At 65.9% G+C, this 21,529-nt stretch carries 21 protein-coding genes and 1 tRNA gene; 6 read left to right on the forward strand and 16 right to left on the reverse strand.

The annotated features are described in order from the left end of the window. The first annotated feature begins 57 nt into the window (after positions 1-57). A complete protein-coding gene (locus AB0876_RS02985; protein WP_526041160.1) occupies positions 58-492 on the forward strand; it encodes a rhodanese-like domain-containing protein in 435 nt (144 codons plus the stop codon). A 51-nt stretch (positions 493-543) separates the two neighbouring features. On the opposite strand, the gene AB0876_RS02990 is transcribed toward AB0876_RS02985, so the two are convergent. The 3 genes from AB0876_RS02990 to AB0876_RS03000 all read right to left on the reverse strand — a co-directional run bounded on the left by AB0876_RS02990 (position 544) and on the right by AB0876_RS03000 (position 1,456). Further along, a tRNA-Arg gene (locus AB0876_RS02990) sits at positions 544-616 on the reverse strand. A gap of 192 nt (positions 617-808) precedes the next feature. After that, positions 809-1,117 (reverse strand): hypothetical protein, encoded by a 309-nt coding sequence (locus AB0876_RS02995; protein ID WP_526041161.1) that lies wholly within the window; start codon positions 1,115-1,117, stop codon positions 809-811. A 138-nt stretch (positions 1,118-1,255) separates the two neighbouring features. Next, entirely contained in the window at positions 1,256-1,456 is a 201-nt protein-coding gene (locus AB0876_RS03000; protein WP_526041162.1) for a hypothetical protein, read from the reverse strand. 77 nt (positions 1,457-1,533) lie between these two features. Here AB0876_RS03000 and mraY point away from each other — a divergent pair, with 77 nt between their 5' ends. Then, positions 1,534-2,613 (forward strand): phospho-N-acetylmuramoyl-pentapeptide-transferase, encoded by a 1,080-nt coding sequence (gene mraY / locus AB0876_RS03005; protein WP_526041163.1) that lies wholly within the window; start codon positions 1,534-1,536, stop codon positions 2,611-2,613. 274 nt (positions 2,614-2,887) lie between these two features. Here the strand turns inward: mraY and AB0876_RS03010 are convergent, their stop codons facing one another. The 3 genes from AB0876_RS03010 to AB0876_RS03020 form a co-directional block, all read right to left on the reverse strand. Next, positions 2,888-3,280, reverse strand: a complete 393-nt coding sequence (locus tag AB0876_RS03010; RefSeq protein WP_491837510.1) for a hypothetical protein — start codon at positions 3,278-3,280, stop codon at positions 2,888-2,890. A 52-nt stretch (positions 3,281-3,332) separates the two neighbouring features. Further along, entirely contained in the window at positions 3,333-3,725 is a 393-nt protein-coding gene (locus AB0876_RS03015) for a hypothetical protein (protein ID WP_491837511.1), read from the reverse strand. 62 nt (positions 3,726-3,787) lie between these two features. Then, entirely contained in the window at positions 3,788-7,033 is a 3,246-nt protein-coding gene (locus AB0876_RS03020) for an arabinosyltransferase domain-containing protein (RefSeq protein ID WP_526041164.1), read from the reverse strand. A 70-nt stretch (positions 7,034-7,103) separates the two neighbouring features. On the opposite strand from AB0876_RS03020, the gene AB0876_RS03025 reads away from it, so the two are divergent. Beyond that, positions 7,104-7,682, forward strand: a complete 579-nt coding sequence (locus AB0876_RS03025; protein WP_526041165.1) for a TetR/AcrR family transcriptional regulator — start codon at positions 7,104-7,106, stop codon at positions 7,680-7,682. Between the two features lie 19 nt (positions 7,683-7,701). Here the strand turns inward: AB0876_RS03025 and AB0876_RS03030 are convergent, their stop codons facing one another. The 3 genes from AB0876_RS03030 to AB0876_RS03040 form a co-directional block, all read right to left on the reverse strand. Then, on the reverse strand, positions 7,702-9,921 hold the full coding sequence (locus AB0876_RS03030) for a hypothetical protein (RefSeq protein ID WP_526041166.1): 2,220 nt from the start codon (positions 9,919-9,921) through the stop codon (positions 7,702-7,704). 226 nt (positions 9,922-10,147) lie between these two features. Further along, positions 10,148-10,609 (reverse strand): SRPBCC family protein, encoded by a 462-nt coding sequence (locus AB0876_RS03035; RefSeq protein ID WP_491837566.1) that lies wholly within the window; start codon positions 10,607-10,609, stop codon positions 10,148-10,150. Positions 10,610-10,742: 133 nt separating this feature from the next. Continuing rightward, positions 10,743-11,213 (reverse strand): MarR family transcriptional regulator, encoded by a 471-nt coding sequence (locus AB0876_RS03040; RefSeq protein WP_491837515.1) that lies wholly within the window; start codon positions 11,211-11,213, stop codon positions 10,743-10,745. A 227-nt stretch (positions 11,214-11,440) separates the two neighbouring features. Between AB0876_RS03040 and AB0876_RS03045 the strand changes: the two genes are divergently transcribed. From AB0876_RS03045 to AB0876_RS03055, 3 genes are read left to right on the forward strand one after another with little or no spacing between them, the layout of a single operon-like run. Further along, positions 11,441-11,905, forward strand: a complete 465-nt coding sequence (locus AB0876_RS03045; protein ID WP_526041167.1) for an MmpS family transport accessory protein — start codon at positions 11,441-11,443, stop codon at positions 11,903-11,905. Then, the gene (locus tag AB0876_RS03050; RefSeq protein WP_491837567.1) at positions 11,884-14,748 is read left to right on the forward strand and encodes an MMPL/RND family transporter; all 2,865 of its coding nucleotides are present in this window, start codon (positions 11,884-11,886) and stop codon (positions 14,746-14,748) included. The genes AB0876_RS03045 and AB0876_RS03050 overlap by 22 nt, the downstream gene beginning before the upstream one ends. A 1-nt stretch (position 14,749) precedes the next feature. Then, positions 14,750-15,169: a hypothetical protein gene (locus AB0876_RS03055; protein ID WP_491837517.1), complete on the forward strand. Its 420-nt coding sequence runs from the start codon at positions 14,750-14,752 to the stop codon at positions 15,167-15,169. An 18-nt stretch (positions 15,170-15,187) separates the two neighbouring features. Here AB0876_RS03055 and hchA read toward each other — a convergent pair whose 3' ends face one another. The 7 genes from hchA to AB0876_RS03090 form a co-directional block, all read right to left on the reverse strand. Next, a complete protein-coding gene (gene hchA, locus AB0876_RS03060; protein ID WP_526041168.1) occupies positions 15,188-16,066 on the reverse strand; it encodes a glyoxalase III HchA in 879 nt (292 codons plus the stop codon). Positions 16,067-16,141: 75 nt separating this feature from the next. Then, a complete protein-coding gene (locus tag AB0876_RS03065; protein WP_526041169.1) occupies positions 16,142-16,849 on the reverse strand; it encodes an anti-sigma factor in 708 nt (235 codons plus the stop codon). Further along, positions 16,846-17,427 carry an RNA polymerase sigma factor gene (locus AB0876_RS03070; RefSeq protein WP_526041170.1) on the reverse strand — a complete coding sequence of 194 codons (582 nt, stop codon included), beginning with the start codon at positions 17,425-17,427 and terminating at the stop codon, positions 16,846-16,848. The genes AB0876_RS03065 and AB0876_RS03070 overlap by 4 nt, the downstream gene beginning before the upstream one ends. Positions 17,428-17,429: 2 nt before the next feature. Continuing rightward, positions 17,430-18,197 carry a DUF1295 domain-containing protein gene (locus tag AB0876_RS03075; protein WP_491837568.1) on the reverse strand — a complete coding sequence of 256 codons (768 nt, stop codon included), beginning with the start codon at positions 18,195-18,197 and terminating at the stop codon, positions 17,430-17,432. 8 nt (positions 18,198-18,205) lie between these two features. Beyond that, on the reverse strand, positions 18,206-19,474 hold the full coding sequence (locus AB0876_RS03080; protein WP_526041171.1) for an SAM-dependent methyltransferase: 1,269 nt from the start codon (positions 19,472-19,474) through the stop codon (positions 18,206-18,208). Beyond that, complete coding sequence (locus AB0876_RS03085; RefSeq protein ID WP_526041172.1) at positions 19,471-20,217, reverse strand: DUF1365 domain-containing protein; 747 nt, start codon at positions 20,215-20,217, stop codon at positions 19,471-19,473. The genes AB0876_RS03080 and AB0876_RS03085 overlap by 4 nt, the downstream gene beginning before the upstream one ends. After that, positions 20,211-21,521 carry an NAD(P)/FAD-dependent oxidoreductase gene (locus tag AB0876_RS03090; protein WP_491837523.1) on the reverse strand — a complete coding sequence of 437 codons (1,311 nt, stop codon included), beginning with the start codon at positions 21,519-21,521 and terminating at the stop codon, positions 20,211-20,213. The genes AB0876_RS03085 and AB0876_RS03090 overlap by 7 nt, the downstream gene beginning before the upstream one ends. Between the last annotated feature and the right edge of the window lie 8 nt (positions 21,522-21,529).

The raw sequence follows: 21,529 nt of genomic DNA on the forward strand, positions 1-21,529 counted from the left end.
GAACGTAGCACCGCCGAGAAGTGGAGCGCAAGTACCCCCTAGGGGTATTCTTTCGGCATGTTCGCAAGGATGTGCATCGGTGCAATCGCGGTCGTGGCTTCGGTGTCGTTGGCATCGTGTGGCTCGCCGGCCGCGGCGCCGCCGGCCGCCTCCACGGGAGCCTCGGCGGGCGTTGTGCAGCATCGACTGGTCGGCCCTGATGAATTCGCCACTGCCATAGGTGAATCCGACCGGACGACGATCAACGTCCACGTGCCTTTCGAAGGCGACATCGCCGGTACGGACCTGTCGATTCCGTTCGATCGGATCGCCGAGCAGGCTGATCAGCTGCCTACCGATCGCGGGGCACCGATCGCGATCTACTGCCGAACCGGCCCGATGAGCGCGACGGCCGCCGAAGCGCTGAAATCGCTGGGCTATACCGATGTGGTCGAACTCGAGGGCGGAATGAAGGCCTGGCAGGCCAGCGGCCGGCCATTGGTGGGAAATTGAGCTTGCTTTGGCGGCCGCCCGGACATGGGCCTTGGCCTGCAACAACGTGAGTGCCCCCGGCAGGATTCGAACCTGCGACACCGGCTTTAGGAGAGCCGTGCTCTATCCCCTGAGCTACGGGGGCTCGGGACCTACCGAGATAGGTGTTCTACAACCCTAAGGGACGACTCATCGTAGTTGGCGAAGCGTCAATCGGTGGCATCGGGCGGGCTTTGCGCAGATCACTCTCGTCGAACTCGAATCCCGACGCCATGGTCGTTGTATTCGCAGTCCCGGGCCTCGATCGTGGTATCGGAAGGATCGCGGCGCGTGGTGTTCAGAACGCCAGCCCCAGTGCGAACAGGGCCAGCGGCGCAAACGGTACAGAACCGATGAATATCAGCACGACCGGGACGGCCCTGCGGCTTGCAACGGCTGCCGCCCATGCCCCGGCCGCGGCGACGATGCTACTAACAGCTGCGGTGCGGAGGCCGGCGATGTCGGTTCCCGGCGGTGCGAATCCGTTCTCGAATCTAGACGCCATATCAGTGTCAGTGAGAACCGTGAACGTAAGCAGGTAGGCGATGACCATCGCGGCAAGAGCGGCGACAGACAACATCACGCCGCGGTCGTGTTCCTGACTCATGGCTTACATCGTCGGCGACCCGGCGGGCGACCGGATCGGTAGAACTACCTGGGTGCTGGACGGTGGAACGCAGTACACGCCGCCGCCCGTGTCTGGGCTGCCCGTCCTGCAGCCTCGGCTCCCTCCGGATGCTTCGTTCTACAGCCGCCGGACGTCGAGCGCCGTCTCGATTGCGACGCCGTCTCGCGCTTCGACGAAGTACGCCCCGGCAGTGCGGTTTTCGGCGACGGCTTCGACCAACGTGGTGCCGCGGTACAGCAGGCCGGCTCCGTCGTCGGTGGCATACGCAGCGGGCAACACTTCGTCACCGACCGGTCGATGTAGCAGCGGATCGGCCATACTGGCCCGATGGGGGGATTGGATTTCAATCGGGTGCAGTTGTCGACCGGATCACGCGGTAGCGACCGGCGTCGCCGATGAGCCAGATACTGTTCGCCGCGGGCATAGCCGTGTTGGTCGCGATTCTGCTGACCCCGGTGCTGATCCGGATGTTCACCCGGCTGGGCTTCGGTCAGGAGATCCGCGACGACGCCCCACAGACCCACCAACGCAAGCGTGGCACCCCGACAATGGGCGGTCTGGCTATCCTCACCGCGATCTGGGCAAGTTATTTGAGTACCAACCTCATTGGGCTCGCATTCGGGGGAGGCGGCCCGTCGGCATCGGGTCTGCTGGTTCTCGGACTGGCCACCGCGCTGGGCGCGGTCGGCTTCACCGACGACTACATCAAGTTGCGGCGCGCACGCAATCTCGGTCTGAACAAGAGAGCCAAGTCTGCTGGGCAATTGGTCGCGGCAGTCCTTTTTGCGGTGCTCGCGCTGCAGTTCCGTAACGCTGACGGTCTCACACCGGCAAGCGCCGAACTGTCCTACGTCCGTGAGATCGCCTCGTTCGCGCTGCCGGCCGTGGTGTTCGTCCTGTTCTGCATCATCGTGGTCTCGGCGTGGTCCAATGCCGTCAACCTCACCGACGGGCTCGACGGGCTCGCCGCGGGGACCATGGCGATGGTGAGTGCCGCCTACGTGCTCATCACCTTCTGGCAGTTCCGAAACTCATGTGCCCTTGCCCAGGAGGCTGGTTGCTACCACGTCCGCGACCCTCTCGATCTGGCACTCGTCGCCGCTGCCACCGCCGGCGCCTGCATCGGATTCCTATGGTGGAACGCCGCACCCGCCAGGATCATCATGGGTGACACGGGTTCGCTCGCCTTGGGCGGCATCATTGCCGGCTTATCGGTGGTCAGCCGCACCGAGCTCCTGGCCGTCATCCTCGGTGCCCTGTTCGTGGCCGAGGTGACCTCCGTCGTCATCCAAGTCGTGGCGTTCCGCACGACCGGACGACGGGTCTTCCGATTGACCCCGCTTCACCACCACTTCGAGCTGATGGACTGGACGGAAAGCGCACTGACGATACGGTTCTGGCTGATTGGGGCAATCGCCAGCGGCCTCGGAGTCGCGCTCTTCTACGGCGAGTGGTTGACGGCGGTCGGGGCCTGAGCGCCGGGCCAATGGCAGTAGGAAGCCAAACTATGACTGACCAACACGACATGCACGAGGTCCTCACTGCCCTCCATGAGAAATACGCCACTCACTTCCGCCCAATCATCACCAAGACGAGCGACAATCGTTGGCGCGCCCAGTATCCCGGTGTTGACTGGCACGTAGTCGCTGACTCCGAAGCAGATGCAGGCGATGAGATCTTGAACGAGGCGCTACGGCGCGCCGATGCCGGCCTGCCGGATGCTCAACCACGACCTACTCTAGTTTTGAACTAGGTTGTCTGACCGGCCAACTCGCGGGCATATTCGACTTCGTCGTAGATGGCGAGGACGTCTTGAGGGTGTGATACCGGAATCGTCGTCGTGTAGCCGAACCCGTCGCCGTGAACCACGACTTGAACAAACCCAACTTGGCGCACCTGCTTCATCATGAACAAGATAAGTAGGCCCAGCAGGCAGACCAAGGTAAACAGGATCCCGAGAACAATCGCCGCGGTGGGGAAGTGCTCTTCGGTGGTGGACATGTCCGTGACCGTCCACGTGGTGCCACGTATCGGAAATTGCCCGGCCGGGGTCGATATCCAGTACTCCGACACAGAAATATCGCCGATCGTCGCCAGCCACTGGTCAGGACCACTGGGGTCTACAGAAGGCTCATCCTGCATGGGGGCGATTAAAGCACGTGGACGTGGCGGGTGATCGGCCCGCTTGCGGTGCCTACCCGGTCGCCCTGATCGACCGGTCGCCGTGGTTCAAGGCGGCGACTCCGAGACCGGCGAACAGCGCTGCGCCGCCTCCGGCGAGGATTGCGCCGGTCCCCGAGAGTGTGCCCGCACGAACACCTCGGGCGGTGGCGACGACATCGAGCAGGTCGGTGAGTAGGCCCATCTGCAACGCGCGCTTGCGCAGCTTGGGCGAAACATCGGTGATCGCCAGTGCCAGTGTGAGTTCACGGGAGCCGAAGAGTTGGGTCGTGAATGGTTGGTCGCGGCCGGCGTTGAGTCCGATGAGGCGGCCGGTCTTGTTCGGGGCCAACCAGGCTGCGACACCGGTGGCGAATCGCAGGGCGAAGAAGGTCCGGATGAGAGGGCTGCTCTGTGTCGACGTCATACCGCCACTCTCTCGAATATGCGGTCCTCGCACCAGATCGAAATGGCCACGTCAGCGAGCACTCACGGTCCGATGCGGATCGGGCCGGGGCTCCAGAGACCGCTTCGAACGGCGGTCCCGAGCTGCAGGTGAGCTTCGGGCGCATCGACGACGGGGGTGAAGCGGCGCAACGAACCCCAGTCGCGGCCCCAGTCCCGGGACAGGTACGTGGGCATGGCATGAGCCCGCAGCATCAGGTCGGTGATACCCAACGGGCCGCCGTTGTCGCCGGACTGCCAGGTGTCCGGCATTTCGATCTTGGCGGGGTAGTCCGGTGAGATTCGATAGTTGGGGATCTGCATGACGCCGTTCGCGTGCAACATGGGCTGCTGGCATGGAAATACCAGTCCCACAGCCCAATCCAGCAGCACCGGCTGCGTGGAGCCGAGGTACTCCTGCAGCGACCGGAGCTCAGGCACCCGCGGCGGGGTGACGGCGACCCAATCACCCGGATCCAGTGAGCGGTCGTCGGCGACAATCCGGACGTAGGAGGCGTCGGCGGGGATGGCGGCGCGTGGGAACCGCAGATTTCGCCAGGCCGGTTGCGGGCCGATGTCGTAGGGGACGAGCCGTCCGCCTGGTTCTGGTGTGCCTCCGGGGCCGAGTGTGCCGTATTCCAGGGCGACGGTTTGGGCAGCGGTGTGCCCGGAGAGGACGCTGTCGCCGGTGATGGTGCCGGCCGCGGTGATCACCACGAGCGGGTGGGCGTCGTCGGCGGCCGGAAGCCGATACCACTCAGAGGTCAGCGTGCTGACCTGTTGCGGGCCGGCGGTGAAGCTTCCGGCCACCGGAACACGGGAGGGATCAAGACCGTAGGGCAACACGACGCTGGAACCATTGACCCCGGGCTGGTCCAGTGCGGTGGGCGCATCCCAGTCGTAATCGGTTCCGGATTTCGCCTGGCTCTGCCAAACAGCCTCTGCCAGTGTGTGTTCGGGCAATCCGTTCGGGTTGAAACCGATCGGATCAGCGCCGCCCAATGGGCCCAGCGGGCCGTCGGGTCCGGGCAGCGGTGCCAAGAACCCGGCGTTGGCGTCGGGTTCGACGAGAACATCGTCGGCCAGTCCGCATCCGCCGGTCAGCTCCCGTAGGTTGGCCCAGCCGTTGGAGTAGCTCGGGTACTGCTTGACCGCACCGGCCAGCATCGACCCGGTGCACACCAGCACCATCAGCCCGGCCGCCACGGGCACCGGTGCTGCGGTCAGCGCCCGGGTCAGGCGCGCCGGAGGTCGTCGCGGTGGGACGAGGTGTAGCCAGCCGGCATAGCCCGCGGCCGCGAGTGACAGCCAGAGGAACACCGCGCTCGCGGTGACCGGGCCCCAGTGCGGACTGCTGTCGTTGAACGGCACCCCGTAGCTGGAGACGTACCAGAACCCGTTGGTGGAAGCGAAACACAGGGCCAGAATCAACAGCACGATCGACACGAACGCCGCCTGATTGCGTCGTGACCGCAGCACCGTCGGACCGAAGAGCACGGTGGCGACTGCGGCCATCGCCGCGCCGGCGGCGGCGAACAGCCCGAAATGGTGGATCCACTTGGTCGGGGCGAACGTCAGCAGGAAGACGGTGGCGAAGATGACCCCCATCAATCGCCACACCGGCCCGACGGCGATTCCGGGTATTCGCTTGCGGCGCAACAACAGCAGCATGGAGGCGAACAGGCACGCGATGGTGATCAGGATCCCGAAGCGGCGGGACAAGGCAGCGTCGGTGGTCGGCAGGAACAGGTAGAAGTAGCGCAGGTTCTCGGTGTACCAGGGCTGCGCGGGCCCGATCGCGGTGCGCACCGCGGTGGCTTCGCGTACCGCTGCCAGGGTTTGATCGGCGAAGATCACCGTGAGCACCACAAACCCGGCTGCGGCCAGGGGCGCCAGCACCGGCCAGATCCCCACCGATTTCGCGCGAGTGACGATGATCCGCACGATCGGGCGCCCACCGGCCAGCAGCACCGCCACCGCGATGATCCCGGTGGGCTGAATGCCGAGGGTGAACGCGGCCACCACGATCGCCAGCCCGACCGGTGCGGCGCGGCGTGTCGCAATGGCGCGCTCGACAAGGACATAGGTGATGAGCGCGCCGGTGGCGATCTGACCTTCGGGCCGCAACCCGTTGTTGAACGGCATCCACGCTGCGATGAACACCAGCGCCGCCGTCCACACCGCGGCGCGGTTTCGCACCACCGCCCGTCCGAGCCGGGGCAGAACTTCCCGGGAGAGCAGCAGCCAACACACCAGCGCGCAGACCAAGTCCGGCAGACGTAACCAGAGACTGGCATGACTGACGTGGGTCATCGCCGCGATCAGCTCGTAGTACCAGCCGAAGGGATCTTCGGGGCTCCCGTACCAACGGAAGTAGTTGGCCATGTAGCCGGAATGACTGGAGGTGTTGGCCATGCCGAATTGGTAACCGTCATCGGAGGATCCGGCACCGGCGACAAACCAGACCACCGATACCACGATGACGGTGGCGTCCACTGCGGTGAAGGTGCGCCAACGGGTCGGAATGAGACGCTGCGCACGCCGACCGTCGAGGCGGTCGAGTCGCCACAACGCCAACAGCGCGACAATCGTGCCGAGGATGCCGGCGACCATCGCAGCAGTTTTCAGCGGCGACGGGGTGCTGGTGTACCGGGTATCGATGGTCGCGGCGAAGGACAGTCCGGCCGGAACAGGACCGCTCAGGTCGGTGAACACCCCGACGATCTGGGGCCGCAGGTTCGGATCACCGAAACCGCCGCGCAGCGGCCCGCCGGTAGCCGGATCGTTCAGTCCTTCGACTGCGGCGAAGGTACCTGCCGTCGAGGAGGACAGCGTCAGCTGCTGACACTGTGGGTCGCTCATCCGGCTGCGCGGCACGCTGAGGACCACCACATTGCGGGCGATCACATCGACCCGTTGGGTGCCGGCCGTGACGAAGAGTCCGTTGAGCATCGCCTGCTTGCCGGCCGCCGGCGCCGTGCTCAACGCCACCCCGCCGGAGGCGGGCATCTCGCGAAACACGCTGCAGGGCACCGACGCTTCCAACGACTCCGGGGCCAGCGCGATCAGCGGCGCGGTCACATTGCCGAGGTGTCCGTTCTGTGGCCACTGCAGCGACGCGGTCGTCTGCACGACCGGCAATACCGGGATCAGCGCGCTGGCCACGAAGCCCACCAGCCCCGCGATGATGGCGACCCATCGGGTCACCGGCAACGGCCGACGGCTTGGTGCTGCCGTCGTTTCGGAGAGCCCGTTTCCGGGTGCCGAGGCGACGTCCTCGACCAGGCTCACCGAGCGTCCCCTGCCCTCGTGTTCGCACGCATCGCATCATCAGTATCTGAAGCAAGTGTTACAGTCAAGTGTGCCGCGACCTTTCGACCGCGACAAACGCGAAGCGCTATTGGCCACTGCGGGTGCCATTTTGGCGCGCACCGGGGTCGTCGACACTTCGCTGCGTGAGCTCGCCTCCCAGATGGAGACCAGCGCTCGGATGCTGGTGTACTACTTCGGCACCAAAGAGCAACTCATGCTCGAAGTGCTGAACCGTCAGCAGCGTGCGGCGATACCAGAGACCGAGGATCTGGATCTGCCGGAGTCGATTGCGGCGCACCGCGAATGGTGTTTCGAAGACTGGTATGAGTGCACGCGCGGTGAGCGTCGCGACAGCTTGCGGGTGGTGCTGCAGATCTTCGGTGCAGCGTGTGGCGTCGACAGCCCCTACCGCGAATACACCTGGGACACCTTGTCGCTGTTGACGCGCAACTCCAAGGCCCGTCTTCTCGCGCTCGGGATGCCCGCCCATGTCGCCGAGACCCGTTCGCGCATCGCGCTGGCAGCCTTCCAGGGCTTCATCATCGAGTACTTCACCGCGCCTGACCCGGCCTTCGTCGACGACACGTTCGGCAGGTTCGTCGACGAATTTCTGCTCGCCCCTTTCTAGGTCGTCAACAGCTTGTCGGTTACCCGCGCCCCGAACACATCGGCGGCGGGCACTTCGGACCCTTCGGTGACGAGGGCTCCGATCGCGGTTGCTCCGAACGTTGCTGAGGAGCCTGCCGCGGGGAAGGAGCCTCGCGGGCCGGCGGTTCCTGTCGAGCGGGTGCCTCCCGCGCAGGTCGTTGCCGGGCAGGCGCCTCTTGCCGAGGTGCCTGCTGAGCGGGTTCCTGCCAGACGGGGGCCTGGCGCTCGGGAGCCTGATACCTGGGGGCCGGAGCCTCCTTGGGCGCCTCGCGCTCGGGCGCGGGCGCGGGTTCCTGCCACACCGGTGCCTCGCGAACAGGAGCCTGGGTCTCGGGGGCCGGCGCCTCGGGCTCGGGAACCTGGACCTTAGGAGCCGGATCACGCTGCGCCGGTGGTTCTTCCGGCGTATTGCGTTGCTGCGGAGGCTCCTGCTTTCTCGGTGCCTCCGGAGGCGCGGCCGGTGCCTCCGATGCCGGCGCCTGCGGATCGGGAGCGGTCTGGCGCGGCCCCGGGATCTCACGCGGACGATCGAGTGCAGGGTCGGGTGGGCTCGCCGGTTCCGCTTGGTCACCCGGCGACGTGGCCTCGGCCGGATTCGGCCGGTCGGCCCGCGGCGGTGTTGCCGGTCGCTCCGGGGAAAGTTCCAGGTCCTTTTCCGGTGCCGGTGCGGTTTCCGGCTTTTCGCGCGGTTTGTCGATCGTCGGCGGCGTGTAGGCGGGCACCGGCGACAGCTTGGGCGCAGTGAATGTGGGTGACACCTTCGACGGCGGCGCCGCCGGTGCGGGTGCTGCCAAGGCCGGTGGTGCGGCTGATTCCGGTGGTTCAGACGACGGCCGGTGGCTTTCCTTGGGCGTATCGGGTCGCTGTCCGAGTCCCGACGGCAGCTGCCACCCGACGAAGGAATTGGTCCGCGGGGTGAGGTCCCTGGCGAAGTTACGTGCGGACTTGTCTGCGAGGTCCTTCATCAGGTGCCCGGAGGTACGGGTCGCCTTGTCGTTGGAGATGAACTGTGTCAGTGAGGCATTGAGGTTCACCACCGGCGACGAGACGCGGATGTTGACTGTTGTGTTGACCCTGACAGCCGGTGGGGCCCAATCGCGGTTCCGCGGATGGTGCCAGTCTCGGTTCCGGTTCCAGTTCTGGTAAAGGTGCGGGTTGAATCCGTGGGCCCGGTCCCACTGCGCACGGCGATACACCGGGTTGTAGATCCGGAACTTCCACCCGTAGTACTGCTGGTACGGATGGTGATGGTCGTACCATCGCTGGTCACGCGGGTCGCCTGGGCGGTCGCGGTGCTGGCCCCATTCGTTGCGGCCACCGCGGTCCCAGCCGTGGCGGTCGTAGCCCGCCCAGTTGTAGCCGGCCCAGTTGTAGCCCCAGCGGTCGTATCCCCACCGGTCATAACCCCAACGGTCATATCCCCACCGGTCGAAGCCGATGAAGTCGTACCCGTACTGGTTGTAGCCACTGAGGTCGTAGTTGTACCAACCGCCGGGGTTGTAGCCGTAGAGCTGACCCCAGGACTGGTCGTAGTAGCCCAGGTTCGTGAGGTTGGGCGTCGACGGCGGATCTATGGGCTGCGGCCAATCGGCCATCGGGGAATCGGGAACGCCTGCCGGTGCCGGGACGTAGTCGTCGGACGCGCCATATCCCCAGGTCGGCGCGTTCGCGCTGGTCAGTGCCACAACGTCCTGCTGCGGGTCGGTCGGGACGGTGGCCGGGGCGGCCACCGAGGGCTCCGGAGACGGGGCGGGCAATGGCGCGAGTCGCAGTACCGAATCGGGTGTGTACTGCAGAAGTTGTTGTGTCAGTTGAAGATAGAGGTTCTGCAGACTGGTTCGCTCAGGTGACGGCGACAGGTAGTCAAGGTCCTGCTTGGCTTGATTGAGCGCGGTGCGGGCGTCGGTCAGCTGATCGGCGGTCGGCTGCTGCCCGCTGCCGAGAATATCCTGTGCCTTCTTCAGGTCGTCTACGACAGCGGTCAGGGCGACGTCTTCGGCGTGTCCAGGAAACACCGTCCGCGTGACGCCCCACAGGGCACCGCCGGGTGAGGTTCCATACGCCGTGCCGAGCAGGCCAACCACGAGCACACCGACCATTGCGGCGGCAACGGTTGCCTTGCCACGGCGTGTGCTGGGTACGAATCTTCGCCGCCTCGGCAACGGCTCGGCGAGCTCCACGACATTCTCGCGGACCGGTCGGGGCCCGAGAATTGTCATGCCGTCCTCCTCAGCTACGGCCGGTGTGGCCGTGATCGCGCCGCTCCCGACCGCGCGGATTCAGATGTCCCGGTGCTCAGCAGTTCGGCCCGGTACCTAATGCCTACCACAACTGCTAAGCGCAACTAAATTTTATTTATTCCCACCGCAGGCGTCGGCACCACGCCGGAATTCTCATCAACGCATAGCTGTCGCACAGGGATTCACAGGAAGGCGGTATATCCGGCTATTGCTCGCCGGTCTCCACGACGTCCTTGATTCTTTCGAGAGTCTTGCGCATGTCGCGGATGTTGCGGCGCCGGCGGAGCTGCCCGCCGAACATCGAGAACACGGTGGTGAAGGCTCCCGGCGGCATCCGGAAGGATTCGGTGACATCGGTCTCGGTGCCGGCCGGCTCCAGCCGGTAGTGCCAGTTGTTCGCCGCTCGGTCGCCCACCAGAACCGCGAAGCCGAACTCCCGCCCGGGATCGCAGGCCGTCACCTTGCACGTCGTCCAGTAGGTGGGCCCGATCTCGTTCCGTTTGACGTGTCCGCGGAACCGGGCGCCGAGGGCGGGACCGGTGGCGCCGCCGAGCCATTCGGCTTCCATCACCTCCGGCGAGAACTTTCCGGTGTTGCGCACGTCGGCGATGAGATTCCAGATGCGGTCCGCCGGCGCGGACATGCGTACGGTTGCTGAGCCTTCCATGGGCATGGCGTCCGCCTCCTCGGGGCAATGGTGTCGACGTAACACCGGTCCGGACCAGGACTACGGGTTTTCCGGGGTTCGTGGCGCCCGGGCGGCGTGTGATCGTCGACGCATGAGCGTTCCTCGGGCCACGCTACGCATCGGTGCCTGCGCGGGTGTCGGCGACCTCGCGCATCTGGTCGACCAATCGTCCTGCGACCTGGGCGGCGAGCCACAGCGCCATCTGGTCGTCATCCGACAAGCCCGCCAACAATTCGGCGATGCGTTGCTTGCGCAGAACGGCCCGCTCTTCCCACAGGTGCCGGCCGCCGTCGCTCACCTTGACCAGGCAGGCCCGTCCGTCGTCGGGGTCGCTGCACCGCTCCACCAGGCCTTGCTGTTCCAGGCGCTGGACCAGTTGCGTCATACCCGACTGGCTCGCCCCCTCGGCCTCCGCGAGCGCGGTGACCCGCATCGGCCCCTCGCGGTTGAGTCGGACGAGGACGAGCGTCGCGCTCGCGCTCAAGCCCTTGCGATCGGCGAGATGCCGCCACATGAGGTCGGCGCTCGCCACGAGCATCGACGAGACGGCTTCCACGTTGCTGCCGAAGGGTGCGCTGCTCACCGCTCATTTATATCAGTTATAGGAAGTAAGTGGCGGAAAGCGGTGCGGCTGGCTGCTGGTGGCGCGGACGCTGGACCGCGGCGGTCATCGGCAGATTTGTGCAGAACAGCGCGTGGTACGGCGGGCATCTCTGTGTTGTCGCCAAGCTGCCAATCTGCTGTGAATGCGCGACGGTCGTTGGTGAACGGCTTGAGAAGTGCATCCTGTGTGCGATATATCTGTCGGTCATGATCGGGGAGCAGCCCGCGGGCGGTCGCAGAACACGAAACCGAACGCTCTTGCAGAACGGATGGCTTCCGGTCGTCACGGTCATCGCAGTGGGCGTAGGTGCGTTGGGCGTCTGGAAGGTGCACCAGATGTCGGAACCCGGACCTGTGCCCACCGTCCTCGCCGCGCAGGCGCCCGAGCAGTTCACCCCCAAGCAGCTCACCTACGAGGTGTTCGGCTCCGTCGGTGACGGCGGGATGCTGAGCTACGTCGACATCGACGGGCACCCGCACAAGGTCGACGTCACCGAGCTGCCTTGGACGCACACCGAGACGACGACCCTCACCGTGGTTTCCGGCAGCATCTCCGTGCAGGTCAAAGGTGGCGAGGTCGGGTGCCGAATGTCGGTCAACGGTGTTGTGCGCGACGAACAAACGTCCACCCATGCCGAAGCCGACGTCACCTGCCGGGTGAAGTCCGCGTGAGCACGCATCGGGCGCACCGGCCCCTTGTCGCGCAGACCGTGCGCGTCCTGGCCGTGCCGATCATCGTGTTCTGGGCACTGCTCGCCGTCACCACCAACACCTTCATCCCGCAGGTCGAGCACGTCGCCGAACAGTTGGCGGGCTCGATGATCCCGAGCTACGCGCCGTCGCAGGTCGCGATGCTGCGGATCGGGGAGAAGTTCCAGGAGTCCACCTCCACGAGCCTCACCATGTTGGTGTTCGAGGCCGACCGCCCGCTCGACGACGGCGATCACCGCTACTACGACGACCTGATGAACCGGCTCAAACAGGACCCGGAGCACGTGCAGTACGTGATGGACCTGTGGGGCAAACCGATCACCGCGGCCGGAGCCCAAAGTGTGGACGGCAAGGCGACTTTCGTGCTGTTGCGGTTGGCCGGAAACATCGGCCAGCTCCAGGCGAACGAGTCGGTGAACGCGGTTCGGGACGTCATCGCCGACGACACCCCACCGCCGGGGCTCAAGGTCTACGTGAGCGGCGCCGCGCCGCTGGCGTCGGACACGCTGACCATCGCGAACTCCAGCCTCAACAACATCACCATCCTCACGATCATCCTGATCGTGATCATGCTCCTGGTGGTCTACCGATCGTTGGCCAACGTGCTGGTGCCGCTCGTGAGCGTGCTGATCGAAATGCTTGTCGCCAAAGGCGTCATCGCGACGCTCGGGCACTTCGGTGTCATCCCGTTGTCGTCGTTCGCGGTGAACATCGTGGTGGCACTGACATTGGGCGCGGGAACCGACTACGGCATCTTCCTGATGGGGCGCTATCAGGAAGCCCGCCAGGACGGCGAGAGTCGCGAAGACGCGTTCTACACTGCCTATCGCAGCGTCGCCCCCATCATCATCGGCTCGGGGCTGACGATCGCCGGGGCGTGTTACTGCCTGAGCCTGGCCCGGCTGGACTACTTCCACACGATGGGGCCTGCGGTCGCCATCAGCATGCTGTTCACCATCGCCGCGGCACTGACGCTCGCGCCGGCTCTGCTCACTTTGGGCAGCCTCTTCGGCCTGTTCGACCCGAAGCGCATGACCAAGGGACATCTGTACCGGCGGATCGCGACGAGCGTCGTGCGCTGGCCCAAACCCGTCTTCGTCGCAAGCACCGCCGTCGTGATGATCGGTGCGGTTTTCGTGCCCACCTTCAAGGTCAGCTACGACGATCGTGCCTACCAACCTGCCGATGGCGCAGCCAATCTCGGCTTCGAGGCCTCCGATCGGCACTTCTCGCAGAGCAAGCTGTTCAGCGAGATGCTGATGGTCGAAAGCGATCACGACATGCGCAACTCGGCCGACTTCATCTCCTTGGACCGGGTCGCCAAGAGCCTGATCCGGCTTCCCGGTGTCGCCATGGTGCAGAGCATCACCCGACCATTGGGCCGGCCGCTGGAGCACGCCACGATTCCCTACCTGTTCACCACCCAGGGCAGTGGCAGCGGCCAGCAGCTGCCGTTCACCGAGCGGCAGAACGAGAACACCGACAAACAGGCCGAGATCCAGGCGCGTTCAGTCGAGGTGCTGCAGAAGGTGATCGGACTGACCCAGCAGATGGCCGACGAACTGCATTCCACGGTGCTCACGTTGGAGAACCTGAAACAGGTCACCGACGACATGAACGCCGGGATCTCCAACCTCGACGACTTCCTGCGGCCCTTGAAGAGCTACTTCTATTGGGAGCCGCACTGTTTCGACATCCCGGCGTGCTGGGCGATGCGCTCGCTGTTCGACTCGCTCGACGGGATCGACAGCCTCGACGCCCAGATCGCTGACGCCGTCACGTCCTTCGAGGCCATCGACCGGCTGTTGCCGCAGATGATCTCGCAGCTGGAGCGGATGATGGCCGACAGCCGGTCGCTTCTGGGTGTCATCACCAACAACTATGGTCCGGCGCATCTGCAGTCCACCCAGACCGATCAGACCTACTACGACCTGATCAACGTGGGCAATGACTTCGACACATCCCGCAGCGACGACTTCTTCTACATCCCCCGAGAGGCGTTCGACAACGAGGACGTCAAGACCGGGATGCAACTGATGATGTCGCCGGACGGCAAGGCCGCGCGGTTCATCGTCACCCACGAGGGAAATGCCATGGGGCCGGAAGGGATCGACCATGTCGAACAGTTCCCCGACGCGATCAAGGCGGCGCTCAAAGAGACCTCGCTGGCGGGCTCCAAGATCTACATCGGCGGGGCGGGGTCGAACAACAAGGACATCAAGGCCTATGCCGCGTCAGACCTGCTCATCGTGGCGATCGCGGCGTTCGTGCTGATCTTCCTGATCATGCTGTATCTGACCCGTAGCCTGGTCGCGGCCATGGTCATTCCCGGCACGGTGGCGTTCTCGTACGCAGGTGCGTTCGGACTGTCAATCCTGGTGTGGCAGCACCTGATCGGCCTGCACCTGCACTGGCTGGTGTTGCCGTTGACCTTCATCATCCTGGTCGCGGTCGGCTCGGACTACAACCTGCTGCTGATCTCCCGGGTCAAGGAGGAGTCGGGCGCGGGGCTGAACACCGGCCTGATCCGCGCCCTGGGCAGCACCGGCGGTGTGGTGACCTCGGCGGGCCTGGTGTTCGCGTTCACCATGCTGGCGATGCTGATCAGCGATCTGCGCACCATCGGTCAGGTGGGCTCGACGGTGTGTATCGGCCTCCTGCTGGACACGCTGATCGTGCGTTCGTTCGTGGTGCCGTGTCTGCTGCGTTTCCTGGGTCCGTGGTTCTGGTGGCCGACCTTCATCCGGCAGCGACCGCTACAGCAGAGGAAACCAGTGCCACAACGGCAGCGGGCGGAGGCCTGACATGACGACGTCGACTCTGTACGGCATCCTGTCGATCATTTCCTTTGCGCTGATCTGGGTGTTCGCCGTCGTGGCCTTCGTCTTCACCAGGCGGATGAGGGGCCACACCCACGTCACCTCGAAGCTCGCCATCGGCACCCTGTCGGCCACCTTGCGCAAGGTGCGTAAACGCGAGGCGCTCTCGGACGACGAACTGGCACTCGCGCGACAGGTCCTCGCCGACCGTGGCAGCATCCTGGCGCTCGCGGTGCCGGCCACGCTGTTCTGCATCGGATGCTTCTACGTCTTCGGCAGCCTCGAACAGCTACACGGACGTACCCCGTCGGAGCGAACATTTCTCGGCGTCTTCCCGATGCTCACCTCCACCAACATGGCGATGCAGATTCTCAGGAGCGCGCGCCTGAAGCGGCGGCTCCCGTGATCGAGCCGTCCGATGCGCTCAGGCCTCCCGCCCGAGCGCATCGAGCAGGCAGTTGACGGCCAGTTTGCCCAGCGCATCGGAGGCCAGCGGGCTGTCGCCGGTGAGCAGGCGGCGGTCCTGGTGCACAGTGCCGGCCATGTCGTCGTTGACGATGGTGAGTCCCTGCTTGGCCAGCAGGTCGGCGACGAGCCACTGCAGGCGCCCCGGAAGATAGCCGATCTCGATGTTGGGGCCCTCGTCGAGCGAGTCGGGGAACACGCACACCGAGTATCCGGCGAACGGTGACCGTGCATTGCCGAGGCCGGCGGCCAGCAGGGCCGCCGGGCCGTGGCACAGGGTGATGATGAACCGGCCGTGGTCCAGAGCCCAGTTCAGTGTCCGACCTACCGCCTCGCTGCCCGGCAGTCCGACGACGGCGCCGTGCCCGCCGGGAACGAAGACCGCGAGATAGTTGGAGGACGGGTGCAGATCCGCGGCGACTTCGGACAACGTGAGGGGCTGTTTGAGCTTGGGTCTGAGGGCCTCATAGGTCGATGCCACGGCCTCGTCATCGCGGGGCATCGCCCACAGTTCCAGCTTGGCCGGATACCCGGTGACGGTCGCGACGTCGACGTCGAATCCGGTCTCCATCAGGTGGTGCAGCGGCAGCAGCATCTCCACCGGATGATTGCCGGTGGAGAACATCTTCCCGTTCTGGCACAACACATATCGCTCTTCGGCGGCGATCATGAGTATCTTCCACCGGCCCTCGGCGTAGGCACCCGCATGTTCCACGCCGGCGAAATCGGTCTTGGCCGACGTGTATTGGCTCAGCGAGTAGGGCGACGGGAAGAACGCGTTGTCCTCGGCCTGGTCAGGGGTGGGCGCCCTGCTGAGGTCGTCGGTGGCTTGTGACATTTCGTTCACCACTTCCTTTTCCCGAACTCGTGCGGTGAGGTCAGTGATACCCGGCGCCCGCCCGCCTCATGCGTGTCAGCGCAATGGCAGCTCGGCGAAGATCGGCGTGGTCGGTGAGGTCGAGCCCGTGCCCGGCTCGACGGTGAAGGCCAAGGCCGATGCATCGCCAAGGTCTGGCAGCACCGCAGTGGTCGACGGCGCGACAGCAGCGGAGTCCATGGTGCCGGCCGAGGTTGCCGCACCCTCGCGCAACAGCCACATCTGATAGACCGTGCCCGATTGTGGAGGCGTGACACCGTTCATCACCAGCACGCCGGCGTTGCGCTCGCGGGAGAACACCACGGTGGCGGTGCCGCCGGTGGGGATGTCCCCGGAGACGGTCCGGACGTCGGGGGCGGCGAAGATCTGCTCGGCGGTGGTCGGCTGGGGGCCCGGGCGCAGCGCGATACCGATACCGACGCCGGCCAGGGCGATGACGACGGCCGCCGCGGCCGCCAGGGCTGTGTTGCGCCAGCGCGCCGCAGGTCGTCGACGCAGCTCACGCACCGAGACCCCCGCGAGCACCTGCTCGCGCACATGCGGCGGTGGTTCCAGGGCGGTGGACCCCGCCAGTCGGGCCATGGTTTCCCGCACCTCCCGCACCTCTGTCGTGAACTGGGCTGCGACCTCGGGAGGAGCAGCAGCCAGGCGCTGTTCGATGTCGGTGCGCTCGCTGTCGGACACCGCGTGCAGCGCATACGGGGTCGCCAACTCGAGCAGTTCGGAGTCAAAGGGCTCGGTCATGCGGCCCCCAGACAATTGCGCAGGCCGCGGAGGGCATCGCGCATCCGGGATTTGATGGTCGCGAGGTTGGCCGCCAGCCGCTGCGAGACCTGGCTATAGGTCAGGCCGTCGTAATAGGCGAGATGGATGCACTCACGTTGGGCATCGGTCAGCGCGGACAGGCATTCGGCGACCCGCCGCTGCTCGTCCTGGGTGATCACCGCGTCGGCGACATGATCGGCGGGCGGCTCCAGGTTGGTCGTGCCGTAGCGGGACTCACGCCGGCTGGCGGCTTGTTCGGCGCGCACCCGGTCCACCGCGCGCCGGTGTGCGAGCGTCATCAGCCACGCGATGGCGGAGCCGGCTGTCGGGTCGTAGCTGTCGGCGGAGCGCCACACCTGGAGGTAGACCTCCTGGGTGGTTTCCTCGCTGTACCCCGGGTCCCGCAGGACCCGCGTGACCAGGCCGAACACCCTCGATCGCGTATGGTCGTACAGCTCGGCGAAGGCGTCGACGTCGTGTCGGGCCACCCGCCGTAGCAGCGCGTCGAGTTCGGCGGTCACCCACAGCAGCCTAGCCACCGGGGGCTGCGCCGTCATGCTTATCCAGATCTAGGTGGAGACGGTACGAAAAACGAAGTGCGCGAGCGGTATTCGTCAAAGCCTGGCCGGCCTGCCATATGCTTCTCGGCCAGTCGCGCGCCGGTCGCGTACACCAGGAAGTACGTCATCAGCATGGGGGAGAGCACCGTCGTGAGCGACAACCACTCGCAGATGGTCGCCATCCACAGTCCCCACCACACGCAGCTGTCGCCGAAATAGTTCGGATGGCGGGTCCACGCCCACAATCCGCGGTCCATGATCACGCCTCGGTGGGCCGGATCGGATTTGAACCGGCGCAGCTGATGGTCGCCGACCGCCTCGAACGTCAGTCCGACGGCCCAGATCAAGACGCCCGCAATCAGGACCGGTCGTAGGGCGGCCGGGGTGGGCCCCAAGGTCGAGGACAGCTGCACCGGCAGCGAAACGAACCACGTTGCCGCCCCCTGGATCACGAACACCTTGCGCAGCACGTGACCGGCCGAATAGTCGCCACCCAGCAGCTCCTGATAGCGCGGGTCTTCCCCCTTGCCCGCCGACTTGAGCACCATGTGCCAGGACAGTCGGCCTGCCCAGAGCGTGATCAGCACCAACAGCAGGATGCGCCGGAAGAGGTCACCGGCGCCGAGCACGGCGCTGACGGCGGCGACCACGATGAACCCGATGCCCCAGGCCACGTCGACGACGTTGTACCGCCCGAGGTTCCGGCCGATCACGAACGTCGCCCCGTGTACGACGGCGAGGGCGGCGAGCGATACCGCGGTGACGATGAGCAGATTCACCGGTGTCCTCCTGTCGGGGCGAATGTCCACTGGTATACGTCGAGATAGCCCGAGGCGAAACCCGCTTCGGAGTACGCCAGGTACAGCTCCCACATGCGGGCGAAGACCTCGTCGAAACCGAGTGCCGTCACCGCGTCACGGTGTGCGACGAAACGTTCCCGCCACAGTCGCAGGGTCTCGGCGTAGTGCGGCCGCAGTGACATCATGTCGACGGTGCGCAGCCGGGTGTGCCGTTCGGTGAGGCCGATGATCGCTTCGGTCGACGGCAGCAGCCCGCCCGGGAAGATGTACTTCTGGATCCAGGTGTGCGTGCCGCGTGAGGCCAGCATGCGATCGTGCGGCATGGTGATCGCCTGGATCGCCACGCGCCCTCCGGGGGTGACGAGCCGGTCCAGTGCCCGAAAATAGGTGGGCCAGAACTGATATCCGACGGCCTCGATCATCTCGACCGATACCACCGCGTCGTAGCAGCCCTCGATGTCGCGGTAGTCGAGCAGTTCGATAGCGACCCGGTCCGACAGGCCCGCCGCCGCCACCCGCTGGCGGGCCAGCAGTTGTTGCTCGGCCGACAGGGTGACCGAGCGCACCTGGGCGCCGCGCTCGGCGGCACGGATGCAGAGTTCTCCCCAGCCGGTGCCGATCTCCAGTACTCGGCTGCCTGGTCCGACGCCCGCGGTGTCGAGCAGTCGATCGATCTTGCGGTGCTGGGCCTCGGCCAGGCCGGCGGTCGTCCCCGGCAGTTGCGCGAACAGTGCGCTGGAGTACGTCATCGTCTCGTCGAGAAACTCCGAGAACAACTCGTTCGACAGATCGTAGTGGGCTGCGATGTTGCGCCGGGACTGCGCAGGGTTGTTGTGGGCGGAGCGCGGAGGGCGGGGCAGCGTCACACTCCGGAACCGTTGCAGCGCAGCCGGAACCAGGTCACCCATGGACCTGCCGAACTCCGTGAGCAATCCGACCAGATCGGTCGAGTGCCACTCACCGGCCATGTACGACTCGCCGAACCCGATCAGGCCGTGACGGCCGATCCGGCGGGCCAGGGCCTCCGGATGCTCGATGACCATGGTGGGCAGGGTCGGATCGGCCGCGCCGATCACGGTCCCGTCGGGAAACACCAGCCGGACCGGCAATGTCGCGGCGGCGCGTCGCAGCAGTTGATCGGCCACCGCGCCGGAGACCGCGGCGACCGGCCCGCGCGGTGGATGTGCCACGTCCGGCCAGCGGGTCTGGTCGATGGCGGGGAACGCTCCGGTCCGCGTGTTCACAGCGACCTTCCTCGGTTCTGGGTAACGCTCTCGACGACCTCGTCGGTGGGGCGGGGAACCACCGGCACCCGGCGCAGCCACAACTTGATCCCTTCGACACGGATGGCGAGGGCTCCGGCCAGGGGTGCCACCGGTGCGGTCAGTTGCAGGCGCAGGATCTCCCACGTGGTCGTAGGCCTGCGGTCGCCCCGAAGCGTGGCGACAAAGGCCGGATGTCCTTTGCGGTGCAGCGAAATCGTCACATCGAGTCGCTCCGCGGGTTCGGGAGCCAGGATCCGGTAGTGGCCCTCGACGGCGTTGAACGGTGAGACGTACATGCGCTTGGACACGCGTGCGGGTTGCCCGGCCGGGAGCAGGTAGGCATGCCGCCCGCCGTAGGTGTTGTGGACTTCGGCGACCACGCAACGCAGTGCACCTGCAGCGTCGTGGCACCAGTACAGGCTCAGCGGGTTGAACACGTATCCGAGCACGCGCGCCTGGAGTAGCGCGGTCACCCTGCCGCCGTCGAGGTCCACGTCGCGTGACACGAGGAATGCGTCCACCCGTTGGCGCAGTGTGTCTTTCGGTTCACCAGCGAAATGGTCGTCGACCTCGAATCGGGCGAAGGGGCGCAGCCATCGTGGTAATCGCGGTATCCGGTCGAGATCGACGTACCAGCTGTATCCGCGGTAGCTGAAGCGATGGTGCACGGGAGCGCGCCGAGTGTGGGTGATCCTGGTGCGGTACAGCGCGGGAGTCAGCATGCCAGCGGCTCCGCAACCGTGCCGCCGGCCCACCGGGCGCCCAGTCGCTCCGCGGCCCGCAGTCCCGACGCGGCGCCGTCCTCATGGAAACCCCAGCCGTGGTACGCCCCGGCGAAGACGACGCGGTCGTCGTTGAGCTCAGGCAGGAGTTGTTGTGCGGCCACGGATTCGGTGGTGTAGGCCGGATGCTCATAGACCATCTCGGCGATGACCTTCGACGGGTCCACCCGATGAGTGCCGCCCAGGGTCACAAGATACCGCCGGGAGCCACCCAGCCTCATCAGTCTGGTGATGTCGTAGCTGACGGTGACGGCGTGGTCTTCGGGGTCGATCAGGTAGTTCCACGAAGCGCGGGCTCTCGGCAGGCGGGGCAGTATCGACTCGTCGGTGTGCAGTTGAGCCTGGTTGAGGCTGTAGGGGATGGAGCCGAGGATGCACCGTTCGTGCTCGCTGGGGCGGTCGAGCATCAGCAGCGCCTGGCTCGGATGAGTGGCGATGACCACGGCATCGAACCGCCGCGGCGGCTGCCCGTCGACGGTGACCAGTACGCCCTCGGCGCTTCGCCGTACGGATCGCACGCGCGCGCCGGTGATCGCCTCGGGCAGCCGGGCCACAACGGCATCGACGTAGTTGACCGACCCACCGACCACCGTGCGCCACGTCGGGGAACCGAACACCGACAACATCCCATGGTGCTGCAGGAAGACGAACAGGTACCGCGCCGGGTAGCGGAGTGCCTCACCGGGCGGGCATGACCACACCGCGGCGACCAACGGGGTCATGAAACGGTCCGTGAAGTACCGGGAGAACCCGTGCCGGTGCACGAACTCCTCGACGGTTACCTCGTCTCCGGTCGCCGTCTGGCGCAGCAATTGCGTTGCCAGCCGGTGAAATCGGGTGATCTCGCCCAGCATCAGCAGATAGCGCGGCCGGCCCACGTTCGACCAGTTGGGGAACAATCCGCCCAGGCCGCGCGCCCCGGCATACTCCAGCCCGGTGCCGTCGTCGCGTACGGACATCGACATGTCGGTGTCCTGCGTACGGATCCCGAGTTCGTCGAACAACCGGCACAGGGTGGGATACGTGCGGTCGTTGTGCACCAGGAAAGCCGTATCGAGCGCGACGGTGCGGCCGTCTTCGACGACGTGCTGGGTGTGGGCATGCCCGCCGAAGCGGGCATCGGCTTCCAGCAGGGTGACGCGGTCACGTGTAGACAGGACATACGCGGCCGTGAGGCCGGCGACGCCGCTGCCGATCACCGCGACGGCACGTCCGCGAGGATGAATGTTCTCCACTCCCGGCATTCGTTGCC

It is taken from the genome of Mycobacterium sp. NPDC049093 (genome assembly GCF_040704635.1).
GTDB lineage: Bacteria > Actinomycetota > Actinomycetes > Mycobacteriales > Mycobacteriaceae > Mycobacterium.